Source organism: Microcoleus sp. SVA1B4 (assembly GCF_036700545.1).
Classification (GTDB): Bacteria; Cyanobacteriota; Cyanobacteriia; order Cyanobacteriales; family Microcoleaceae; genus Microcoleus.
Genome location: NZ_JAUBPB010000052.1, coordinates 38,618 through 49,424, shown reverse-complemented (window position 1 = coordinate 49,424; position 10,807 = coordinate 38,618). Strand labels below are relative to the sequence as shown.

Below are 10,807 nucleotides of genomic sequence, written 5' to 3'. Positions count from 1 at the left end.
GGGCCCGTCATGAGTGGACGGGCCCGACGCCCATCCCACTTTCAAGAGTGGAAGTTATTTAATTCTCATTCCTAAGTCCAGAGTTCGATCTTGGACAGTATAGCCAACACCAAAGACAGCACAACTGCCAAACGGCAAGTGTGAAGTTTTAAGAGATGCGCGAAAAAAAAAGATTTGAGATTCTGAGCCGCCGACGTGCAGTCAATCTCAAATCTCAAATCTCAAATTTCAAATCAAATACTGTTGGTAAAAACGTCTTAATCCAGGCTTTGAGGGTGACAGAATTCCATTAAAATTGCCTCACCTTCGCCGCGCGAGTCCAATTCCTTCGCCATGCACTCAACACGTTCTTCCGAAAGGAAGAAGCGGGTAACTTTGTGCGGTACAAACCACCGATAGCGCTGCCACAAACAGATAGAGTAACGAAGGGCATCCGGCAAAGAGTATGTGTAATTTCGCTGAATTGCCAAACCTGCCTTTTCCCCGGCTAGAGCCAAAGTTTTTGGAGTGTAACCGATCAGATTGTAGGGATAATCGGTGCTGTGCCAGCGCCAGCCCAGTTGCCGCGCGTATGGGCTGTCCGCGTTCGGTACAGCCACCCAAATGTAACCGTTTGGAGCCAGCAATTGCCTCATGCAGTCGAGTGTTTCTGCAGGCAAAGGCGTTGCTCCCAAAACGTGTGAACAGAGTATGACATCAAACTTTTCGTCAGTACCTTTTTCTGCAACGTATTCTTCTACAGTGCCGGTGAAAACATCGACACCGCATTCCCTGGCTGCTGCTGCTGCTGAGGAGCTAGGCTCAATTCCTGCTACCTCAACTCCGAGTTTTTTGAAGACTTGGATAATGGAACCTCCCCCGCATCCTACGTCTAACAGCCGCTTGCCTACAGGGATAGGAATGTGTCGGTATTCATTGAGTTTTTTGGCTTCTTTTACTACGTCTTCTTCCTCTGGTACGTAAGTATTGTAGCACTGCCAGCCCTCGGGGTAATAATCGCTCAGTTCATCCCATGTCGGGCGGGGATTTACGAATACTAAGCCACAATCTTCGCATCCGTAAACTGACCATTTAGGAGCCTCTTTTGGTTGGCGGGCTGTCCCGGCTGTGTACTGGAAGCTGATTTTTTGGGAGCTGCAAACAGGGCAATTTGTAAATTTTTGCATGGTTCAGTTTCAAGATTTGTACAGTTGCTAAGGGCAGTGGAACGACCACAATTTATTACCATTAGCTGAGCTGGTAGAGTACACCCATGCAAGCAGATCGAAAACTAGGTTTATTTGAGAATTAGTATTTGTAGTAGATGCTTGGGTTGTTGGCGCTCGCCCCCCGATTAAGCGGCGCTGTACAATTTTATGTCTAGATGGTTAGACTGAGAAGGTAGCATTTGTTACCTATAAGACAACCGACGCTCAACAGACAATGATTGTCGGTAGCGTTTTTGCGGTTGCGCTAAATTCTTAGGAAAATACTAACTCACAAAACTAATGTTGCCAAGTACATCTAATTATTTGCTCAAAAATGCTCGCGTGCCCGCCTCTCTTCTAGAGATGAAATCGATCGCCCCGTCAGCTTCTACTGTCGCCACAACGGGGAGTGAGAACAATTTTTGTTTGGTGGATTTGGAAATTGCAGCAGGGACGATCGCCCAAATTATCCCAGTAGGTAGAAAACCTGTATCCTCCTATGGAGATATCCCAGTTGTAGATTTGCACCGCGGCTTAGTTTGGCCTTGTTTTGTGGATATGCACACCCATTTAGACAAAGGCCACATTTGGGAACGATCGCCCAATCCCGATGGAACTTTTGCCAGCGCGATCGAAGCAATAGGCGCTGATGCTCAAAAAAACTGGAATGCAGAGGATGTTTACCGGCGAATGGAGTTTGGCCTCAAATGCAGCTACGCCCACGGAACCAAGGCCATCCGCACTCACATAGATAGCGCGGGCGAACAGGGAACCGTTAGTTGGGGAGTATTTGAAGCGCTGCAAGCCGAATGGGGCGATCGGCTGATCTTGCAAGCAGCTTCCTTGGTTTCCCTCGACTATTACCTGACACCCGCCGGCGAAAAATTAGCCGATCGCATAGCCGAAATCGGCGGTATACTCGGTGGCGTCGCCTATATGAATCCCGACTTAGACAAACAACTCGATCGAGTTTTTGCCTTAGCCAAAGAACGAAATTTAAACCTCGACTTCCACACCGACGAAAACGACGATCCAGATTCAGTAACACTGCGGGAAGTCGCAAAAACCGCCATCCGCCATCAATTTTCCGGTCAAATAATCTGCGGACACTGCTGTAGTTTAGCTGTACAACCGCCAGATTTAGTAACAGAAACTATCGCATTAGTCAAGGAAGCAAATATTGGCATTGTCAGCTTGCCGATGTGCAACCTTTACCTGCAAGACCGAGAATCTCAGCGTACACCTCGCTGGCGAGGTGTGACACTGCTGCACGAACTCAAAGCAGCCGGAATTCCCGTTGCAGTTGCTAGCGACAATTGTCGCGATCCGTTTTACGGATTTGGCGATCATGATGTTTTGGAAGTCTTTAATATGGCAGTCCGCATCGCCCATTTAGATAGACCCTATGGAGACTGGCCCTGTGCAGTGACAAAGACTCCAGCCGATTTAATGGGATTGCCGAATTTAGGACGAATTGCAGTTGGTTTACCAGCAGATTTGATTTTGTTTAAGGCGCGGAATTTCAGCGAATTGTTATCTAGAGCGCAGGGCGATCGCACAGTTTTACGGCAGGGAATTAAAATTGATACAACTTTGCCCGATTACCGCGAACTAGACGACTTGTTAGCAACTGAAATCTGACATTTTGCACCAATATCAAGAACAGGCTTTCCGGCCTGTTCCACAAAAGATGAATTTTCTTTCTACTGGCTGCATCAATCTCAAGAACAGGCTCTCCGGCCTGTTCCACAAAAGATAAATTTTCTTTCTACTGGTTCTACTCGTTACTAGGCTCTGCCTGGTAACGTAGATCCGGAGGCTCTGCCTCCAATTTTCTCTATCGCAATGCGAGGCAGAGCCTCTAGATATGGTTCCCAGGCAGAGCCTAGGAACCAGTTAGTTTTTAGGGTAAGGCGTGCAGTGCATACGCTACATTTAGATGTTCTGCACAACTATTATTATTGTCAAATTGCAACTAATTTGATATAAATATAAAAGCTAAGTCGAGTGAGGATGTTTTAAGTGAAAGCAGTTATTTTATTGTCGGGAGGGCTGGATTCCTCAACTGTTTTGTATCAAGCCAAAGCCGACGGCTGCGAGTGTTACGCGATTTCGTTTGACTACAAGCAAAGACATCGGCGGGAGTTGGAATCAGCAAGGGCGATCGCACTTTCGGCAGCGGTTAAGGCACATCAGATAGTAAACTTTGACTTAACACTGTGGGGCGGTTCGGCTTTGACGGATAATGAGATGGAATTGCCGATCGATCGCAATCTTGCAGAAATGTCTCAAAACATCCCCATTACCTACGTTCCAGCTAGAAATACAATCTTTCTCAGTTTTGCCCTTGCCTACGCAGAAACTCTAGAAGCCGATCGTATTTACATCGGTGTCAACGCTTTAGATTATTCCGGCTATCCCGACTGTCGCCTCGATTACATCCAAGCCATGCAGGAAGTATTTCGGTTAGGAACCAAGCAGGGTAGAGAAGGAAATGCTATTAATATTATAACACCTTTGATCGAACTTAAAAAAACAGAAATTATTCAATTGGGCAACAAATTAGGAGTACCTTGGGAGCAAACTTGGTCTTGCTATGCAGGCGGGGAAAATGCCTGTGGCGTTTGCGATTCTTGTCGGCTGCGGCTGGCGGCTTTTGAGGAATTGGGCTTGAAAGATCCGGTGCCTTACGCTTAAATATGACTTACACGACGGCCCAGAAACCTGGTTTTTTCGAGTCTCTTCGCTTCCGCCCGCCGAAACGGTAAAAAACCCGGTTTCTAAGCATCGCAGCGGGTGGTCAGAAACCGGGTTTTTTCGCAAGAATATATTACAGATGGCAGAAACTGCCAAAAACCCGGTTTCTTGGGTTTTGATGCGTAAGTCCTGCATGACTAAAATTTTTAAAATTGATTCTTAGTTAGTTTTGAATCATCCGAGTGCTTATTTACCTTCCGGCTCATCCTCAACTTCCGGTTGACCCTGGTCTTCCTGTTCATCCTTAATTTCATTTTGCAGCGAATTCAATGGGACTAAAAGCATATCAGCTATTTGCGATTGTCCTCTAGCCCTGTAGATATCTATAGCTTTCTGAAAATCTTCTGCTGCACCCTGTAGGTTTCCTAATAAAGTTTGAGCATCAGCGCGAACAATATGCGCTTCTGGAAAGCTAGGATTGAGATTAATTGCTTGAGTTAAAAGTTCAACTGATTCTTTATATTGTCCTTTGCGAGCAAGGTCGAATCCTTGTTGATAAAGTTCTTGAGCTTTCATAGCATTTCTTAATTTCTGCTGTTCATCGCGCTTGCATAAAGGATCGAGTCTATTTACTTGACCTGATGAATCAATTATAAAGCACCCTGGTTCTTCCTGATCAGTCGCTACAGTCAGAAAAAGAGGTAGACTAATTATTGATTGTTTTTCCCAAGTTAAAAGATATGTCTATTGAAGAGCGCCGAGGTATTGAAACAATTGACAGAAACCAAAATCTACTTCTCGTTCGGGCTCCTATTGAATTAGTGGCGGAAAAGCTTAGTAGGGCGAGACGCGCGGATGTCTGGGAACGGGATATCTACGATCGCGAAATCGAAATTACGGCCGAAAGCTATATTGTATTTCAGTTCCGAGGACATCCTTGGACGATCGTTGAACAACTGAATTATCAGCCCGGTCACCTTGTATTTGGAGTAGGAGATGCTATCACCCTTTCCAGCTTCCCATCCACTCGCGCCCTCTACTACACAGGTAGCGACACTTGCGGCTATATTGGTTATAACTGCTACGACGGAGGTGCATTTGCAGAGATGCTGTACTTTGAAGCAGAAATGGATCTCCTATTCCTCTCTGACTTTCGTGAGGTCAAAGCTGAGGACATTGACAGTGCCTTTCGCTTTACTTACGCTTTTATGCAGGAGCAAGATATATATATTCCCAACGCACATTACGAAAATGTGAAGGTTGGCGATCGCATTAATTTACGCCCCAAAGGCCCGACGTTAGATGATTTAGTACGCAGCGACTTCGAGCGAGTAGATTATATAGGCATTAGCTAAAATACTCTTAACTCGAAAATTTTCCCACACTACTCAACCCGTTATTCTTTCGCCCTTTCCCCGCAACTTCCTCATCCGCTGCTGCAACTTCACCTAAAGCTCGATCGCCCGCCGCCCCTGACAACAAATGAATTTGAATTTGCTCCAACCGCGGCCCGGACACAGAAACAACCGTAAGTTCCACATTTTCTCCGCGCCAAACTTCCCCCACTGCCGGCATTCTTTGCAACTGATAACTCAGAAAACCTCCGATTGTCTGATATTCGTCAGTTACTGGCAGATCCACATTCAATATTTGATTCACATCATCTAAATTTAACTGCGCTTGCACCAAAAAAGTGCGATCGTCCAATACTTGCAAAGCAATTTCTTTGCTGTCGGGCGACTCGTAGCTGCGGCCGATAATTTCGGCAATCAAATCCCTCAGTGTTACTAACCCGGAAATGCCGCCAAATTCATCGACTACGATCGCAATTTCTTCCGACGAACTCTGCATCAAAGGCAGCAGTTCCCCCAGCAGCATCATCTCCGGCACAAACCTCACCGAACCCATCCAATTTAAAATTGGCGTGTCGGGAGATAGCAAACCTTCAGCTAGGGGTTTCGCAAGTTGTTTGAAGCCAATAATGCCGATAATGTCGTCTAAAGAATCTCCCGTCACGGGATAGCGGGAATGGTGAGAAATCGCCATTTCGTCGAGCAAAGTTTGAAAGGTGGCCGTCTTGGGAAGTGCGACAATGCTAGGCCTCGGCACCATTACTTCTTCTACCCAAACTTCGCCAAATTCAAACACGTTGTTGAGCAATTCTCGCTTTTCTGCTTCCAAGCCGCTGGATTCGCTGGAAGTAGCGATAATTAATTGCAGTTCTTCGGGCGTAACCGGCCGATGCCTTAGATCGTATTCGATGCCCGCAAACCGCAAGAGCGATCGAGTGGATTGATTGAGAAACGACACAAAGGGATTGAACACACGGGCAATCAATAAACTCGGAGGCCCTAAAGTTCTGGCTAGCTGTTCGGAATACAGCAACGCTACAGATTTGGGAAAAAGTTCGCCCAGTACGATTTGCACGTAAGCTAGCAACAAAAAAGTTACTATTGAGATGCTAAAAGAATGGGCGATCGCCGACTTGATGTAAATTGGCAGTGGCAAATAGCCGATCGACATTCTCACTAGCACGGCGATCGTACTTTCCCCAATCCAGCCGAGAGCTAAACTAGAAAGAGTGATTCCCAACTGCATTGTTGAGAGCAATCGCTCGATACTTTTCTGCAAAGATTGCACAGTTAAAGCTGCAACGTCGCCAGCTTCGACTAACTGATTGATGCGCGATCGGCGTACCGTCACCATCGAAAACTCAGCCGCCACAAAAAAAGCATTAATCGCAATCAGCAACAGCACTGACAGCAACCGCGACAGCACCTCTGTCCAACTCATCGCGGGTAAATCAGATATCTCCTGCACTCTCGCCCCTAAAAGTGACACAATGCTCCCTAAAAAAACTTTCTCGATCAAACCTGAGAATCAGTCTGCAGGTTTGGTCTTCTTTTATATTACTTCGCCACTGGAATGCCAGATATTTGCAACTGAAGTTTTTGACCTGGATAATCTGTCAGCGTCAACGAAACTTCCTTAGCATTTTCTAGCAAAGCTGTGGGAATACTCACCGTACCGTAAAACACCTGCCCGTTGGGGGGCAGTTCCGACGGCAAATCCTCGGCAGTCGCGCTCAGGGCCCGGCCACGATCGTCAGTGACGTTCAAGAAACTGTAGAGAAACCTCACAGCTTGGGAGCCTTCATTTTTCATGCTCACGTCTAGCAGCATGGAATTGTTGCGCTGACTGGCCGCGCTCACTTCCAGAGTTATTCCCCCGTCGCGACTGTTCAGGGGAAACTTGGCGCTGGCATTTTGTGCAGCCGGTTTTTTGGCCGCGGCTGGTTTAGAGCTTGCCTTCTCTGTTTTAGTATTTGCCCCGGCCGTTTTTTCGGGATCGCGACCTTCTACCCGTGCTTTGACGGTTGTGAGAATGTCTTTTTCTTTCAAAATGCTCACTTGGTCTTTGCTAGCGGTCTTTCCAGGCTTGCCGCTGCCAGCATTGTTGCTGGGACGAACATCGGGTTGAGTCGTTCCTTGCAAGGCTTCGCGACCTATAGTAAATCCCCAAACAGAACTCGTCACGCCTGCTCCAAACATGAGAGCGAGCAGAATTAGAGTCAGCACTACCGTCGAATTCACTGCCATTGCCTATAAGTTTATGCCGAGTCCTAGAAACTGCTTTGTCCGGTCGATCGGCTTGCCTAACATTGGCTAACAGGCGATCGGGACTCAGCCGCTCTAAAGATTTTGATTTTTGTTCTCTAGTTCTAGCACGGACTGAGAAATTATGTTATAATTCATTTTGAGTTAGGTCGAAGAAATCGATTTAACGGCAGTTGGCCGAGCGGTTTAGGCAGCGAACTCATAATTCGCCCCAGGCAGGTTCAACTCCTGCACTGCCGATTTTTAATAACTTAGGACGCTCAGCGCCCGAAAAACCCCGTTTCTTCCTAGAGGATTGCTTACCCAAAAGCCCCTATTCTGGTAGAAACCGGGTTTTTTACGTTGTCAGCGGGCGGAAACGAAGTATTTTGCTCGGTGATGGACGCAAAAAGTGGCTTGACGCGCTACTTACAGCGCACCCTAAGTAGTTTATTTAGCTGGACATTGTTTAACAGTCATTTGTGCCCAATCTAAAATCTAAAATCTAAAATCTAAAATCTAAAATCTAAAATCGTATTATCCCTTAATTAACTCCACTCCGTCGCGCCCGTCGATATCTTGAACGTAAACCTTAACTTGTTCTTCCTTTGCAGTCGGCAACTTTTTACCCGTAAAATCCGGCTGAATCGGTACTTCTCGGTGGCCGCGATCGACTAATACCGCTAACCAAATTTTCTCCGGCCGCCCGTAATCGTTTACCGCATTCAAAGCCGCTCGACTCGTTCTGCCTTTATATATAACGTCATCTACCAACACCACAGTTTTGCCCGTCAAATCGAAAGGAATTTCTGTTTTAGCCGGTGTCCGCATCGCAACTCGATCCAAGTCATCTCGATAAAAGGTAATATCCAAAGCGCCCACGGATACTTTGACTTGTTCGAGGACTTCAATTTGATCTGCCAAAATTTGAGCTAAAGGCACTCCTCTACTATGAATGCCCAACAGCACTAACTCCGAGGGATTCCCTGATTTTTCGACAATCTGGGAAGCGACGCGGGTGAGAGTGCGCCTCACTTCATCAGGGGATAAAATTTGGATAATTTTAGTCATGGGTTGCTGCGAGCTAATTGTTGGCTGTTGGCATATCGAACAATTTGAGATTTGAGATTTGAGATTTGAGATTGACTTGACAGATGAATCTGGGGGTTTGAACTAAGGTCAATCGATTGCGCGATTTTAGATTTTAGATTTTAGATTTTAGCATTGACTTGCGCGAGATAAATACGTTCGGCAAGTTTCTCGGATACAGGTTTTTTATTTCTGGACGGATGAATCACGTGGCGGGTATCCTGGATGCGGGAATTGTCAAAACTTTTTTTGCTTCTGTCGGTGGCTTATATCTGTCTTCTGCTGGGCTTACCCGGAACGGATGAAAAGCAGATGCTGCGATTGCTTAGCCGAGGACGAACAATCACAGAAATACGTTATTTATGCCTGCTGGACTGTTCTAGTGAGGTCATCAGTTAGCGACTCAAACATAATAAGGTATAAAAAAGCAATGATAGTCCCAACCAAATCAGAAAGCAATACCGAGTTAATTGCAATGCTTGGCAAATTAGCGGCGCTGCGATCGGGTGAACCGGCTCGCCTAACAGCGGTTTGTGTTTGAGAACTCCGCGATAGGAATTAGTACCTCCTAGTTGCACTCCCAAGATGGCGGCGTAAACGCACTCGCTCCAACCGGAATTGGGGCTGGCATCTTTAACAGCATCTCTCTGACAAATCTGCCAAATGTAAATCGGTTTGCCCGATATAACGGCTAAAGTAATCACTGTTAGCCGGCAAGGAATCCACGTCAGCACGTCTTCTAGTTTGGCGCTAAACCATCCTAAATCAGTGTATGGCGCTTCTTTGTAGCCGATCGTAGAATCTAATGTGCTGGCTGCTTTGTAAGCGATCGCCAAGGGGACTATAGCACTCGCCCACATCGAGTTAGGATCGATCGGCGCACCGGTAACACTTAATAATAGATGTGGCAGAGCGAACCCAAGTAAGGCATAAAATAGCGGTGCTGTCACGCCATCGACTGCATTCTCTGTTACAGTTTCTAACAATGCTCGCAGAATTTCTGGCTCGGATAAGTTTTCGGTATCCCGGCCGACGTAAAGGCTCAACCTTTCTCGCGCCTTGACTAAATCTCCAACATTTAAAGGTGCTAGCACATCCTCTGCTGCCGCCCTCAAACTGCGACCTGCAAAACAGCTTGCCAGCAAAATGGTCTGTATGGCAATACCTAAAAGAGGATGTACCCAACTAGCAGCTTGGGCGATCGACCAACTGACAGTATAACTGCCTACAATCAGCCCGATCGCTAGTATTGTACCAGCACCTCGTAGCAGCAGTTTGTGCTGCTCGCCAGCGGGACTATCCCCGGCTTCAGGCATTTTGCCTGCGGGATTATTCCATATATTAAAGACAAGTCGAGTATAACGGTCGATCGCCCAACCCATCGCCTGCACGGGATGCGGCCAACCCCAAGGATCGCCGATCGAATAATCCAACACCGCAGCTAAAATTAAAACAGGAAATTCATCCGGCATCATTATATATTGTGTCAAACTTGATAGTCCGTCAATCCATTTTAGATTTTAGATTTTAGATTTTAGATTTTAGAATTGAAGAAAGCGACTCCACCGATCGATCCGGGGACTGGCGATGGGGAGCGAGGATCTTTTTTCTCGCTCCACGGATGAATCCGGGGGGCCGAACCATCTTCCTTCATTGTCACAGCAGGAGTTATCGCCCCAGAGAGCAGATTTTAACTCCTGCTACCCTTGCGGACTTTGATTTTTTGAGGGGCGATTTTATAGTAGAAGAAAGAAGGAAGAAGCAATAAAGGCAAGGGTTTGAGCAATTCAAAACCTCATCATCATCAGGCGTGGTTGCTCTAACTGCTGAGATTACTGTAGTCGCCCAGCAAGTGTACGTTCTCCTCCCAATTAACACCGTCAAACGGTAGAATCTCAAAGTGTTTGATGGCATCGTCGTCAAGACAGCGGACGTTGACATCGAAATGATCTGGATGCGATCGGGGGCGATAGAACGAGTGAATGCCGCAAATTCGGCAGAAAGTATGTTGAGCAGTTCCTGTATTAAATGTATAGGTTGTCAAAACATCTTCGCCACTGAGCAAGGTAAAACGTTCCGGCGGCACAATGAGATGCAAAAATCCCTTCTTTTGACAGATAGAGCAGTTGCAATCAGATGCTTCGTGTTTGTCAACGGCTACACGGAAGCGGACAGCTCCGCAGTGACAGCCACCAAAGTAAGTAACAAGTGTTGCGTCCATGTGTGATTGCTGGCGAT

The 10,807-nt window shown here is 46.6% G+C and carries 10 protein-coding genes and 1 tRNA gene; 4 read left to right on the top strand and 7 right to left on the bottom strand.

The genetic code is table 11. The features are described from left to right. Positions 1–257 precede the first annotated feature (257 nt). Positions 258–1,166: a class I SAM-dependent methyltransferase gene (locus QT987_RS21270; RefSeq protein ID WP_333055019.1), complete on the bottom strand. Its 909-nt coding sequence runs from the start codon at positions 1,164–1,166 to the stop codon at positions 258–260. 321 nt (positions 1,167–1,487) lie between these two features. On the opposite strand from QT987_RS21270, the gene QT987_RS21265 reads away from it, so the two are divergent. Together QT987_RS21265 and queC are read left to right on the top strand one after the other, a co-directional pair. After that, complete coding sequence (locus QT987_RS21265; RefSeq protein ID WP_333243982.1) at positions 1,488–2,828, top strand: cytosine deaminase; 1,341 nt, start codon at positions 1,488–1,490, stop codon at positions 2,826–2,828. Positions 2,829–3,209: 381 nt separating this feature from the next. After that, on the top strand, positions 3,210–3,884 hold the full coding sequence (queC, locus tag QT987_RS21260) for a 7-cyano-7-deazaguanine synthase QueC (protein WP_333243978.1): 675 nt from the start codon (positions 3,210–3,212) through the stop codon (positions 3,882–3,884). Between the two features lie 246 nt (positions 3,885–4,130). Here the strand turns inward: queC and QT987_RS21255 are convergent, their stop codons facing one another. Beyond that, positions 4,131–4,460 carry a tetratricopeptide repeat protein gene (locus QT987_RS21255; RefSeq protein ID WP_333243975.1) on the bottom strand — a complete coding sequence of 110 codons (330 nt, stop codon included), beginning with the start codon at positions 4,458–4,460 and terminating at the stop codon, positions 4,131–4,133. Positions 4,461–4,624: 164 nt separating this feature from the next. On the opposite strand from QT987_RS21255, the gene QT987_RS21250 reads away from it, so the two are divergent. Beyond that, positions 4,625–5,239 (top strand): hypothetical protein, encoded by a 615-nt coding sequence (locus QT987_RS21250; RefSeq protein WP_333243971.1) that lies wholly within the window; start codon positions 4,625–4,627, stop codon positions 5,237–5,239. Positions 5,240–5,246: 7 nt separating this feature from the next. Here the strand turns inward: QT987_RS21250 and QT987_RS21245 are convergent, their stop codons facing one another. Together QT987_RS21245 and QT987_RS21240 are read right to left on the bottom strand one after the other, a co-directional pair. Further along, positions 5,247–6,725 (bottom strand): hemolysin family protein, encoded by a 1,479-nt coding sequence (locus tag QT987_RS21245; protein WP_333243969.1) that lies wholly within the window; start codon positions 6,723–6,725, stop codon positions 5,247–5,249. 68 nt (positions 6,726–6,793) lie between these two features. Beyond that, positions 6,794–7,483, bottom strand: a complete 690-nt coding sequence (locus QT987_RS21240; RefSeq protein WP_333083996.1) for a hypothetical protein — start codon at positions 7,481–7,483, stop codon at positions 6,794–6,796. A gap of 185 nt (positions 7,484–7,668) precedes the next feature. Here QT987_RS21240 and QT987_RS21235 point away from each other — a divergent pair. After that, a tRNA-Ile gene (locus QT987_RS21235) sits at positions 7,669–7,741 on the top strand. Positions 7,742–8,017: 276 nt separating this feature from the next. Here the strand turns inward: QT987_RS21235 and pyrR are convergent. The 3 genes from pyrR to QT987_RS21220 all read right to left on the bottom strand — a co-directional run bounded on the left by pyrR (position 8,018) and on the right by QT987_RS21220 (position 10,790). Then, the gene (gene pyrR / locus QT987_RS21230; RefSeq protein WP_333055026.1) at positions 8,018–8,551 is read right to left on the bottom strand and encodes a bifunctional pyr operon transcriptional regulator/uracil phosphoribosyltransferase PyrR; all 534 of its coding nucleotides are present in this window, start codon (positions 8,549–8,551) and stop codon (positions 8,018–8,020) included. A 413-nt stretch (positions 8,552–8,964) separates the two neighbouring features. Then, a complete protein-coding gene (gene cbiB / locus QT987_RS21225) occupies positions 8,965–10,044 on the bottom strand; it encodes an adenosylcobinamide-phosphate synthase CbiB (RefSeq protein ID WP_333243991.1) in 1,080 nt (359 codons plus the stop codon). Between the two features lie 344 nt (positions 10,045–10,388). Next, positions 10,389–10,790, bottom strand: coding sequence for a GFA family protein (locus QT987_RS21220; RefSeq protein ID WP_333055028.1), 402 nt, complete (start codon positions 10,788–10,790; stop codon positions 10,389–10,391). Between the last annotated feature and the right edge of the window lie 17 nt (positions 10,791–10,807).

What these genes read in the sequence shown, in the direction of transcription:
- QT987_RS21255 (WP_333243975.1), bottom strand. Translation starts at nt 4,460, where the DNA reads ATGAAAGCTCAAGAACTTTATCAACAAGGATTCGACCTTGCTCGCAAA.
- QT987_RS21240 (WP_333083996.1), bottom strand. Translation starts at nt 7,483, where the DNA reads ATGGCAGTGAATTCGACGGTAGTGCTGACTCTAATTCTGCTCGCTCTC.
- QT987_RS21265 (WP_333243982.1), top strand. Translation starts at nt 1,488, where the DNA reads ATGTTGCCAAGTACATCTAATTATTTGCTCAAAAATGCTCGCGTGCCC.
- cbiB (WP_333243991.1), bottom strand. Translation starts at nt 10,044, where the DNA reads ATGATGCCGGATGAATTTCCTGTTTTAATTTTAGCTGCGGTGTTGGAT.
- QT987_RS21270 (WP_333055019.1), bottom strand. Translation starts at nt 1,166, where the DNA reads ATGCAAAAATTTACAAATTGCCCTGTTTGCAGCTCCCAAAAAATCAGC.
- pyrR (WP_333055026.1), bottom strand. Translation starts at nt 8,551, where the DNA reads ATGACTAAAATTATCCAAATTTTATCCCCTGATGAAGTGAGGCGCACT.
- QT987_RS21220 (WP_333055028.1), bottom strand. Translation starts at nt 10,790, where the DNA reads ATGGACGCAACACTTGTTACTTACTTTGGTGGCTGTCACTGCGGAGCT.
- QT987_RS21250 (WP_333243971.1), top strand. Translation starts at nt 4,625, where the DNA reads ATGTCTATTGAAGAGCGCCGAGGTATTGAAACAATTGACAGAAACCAA.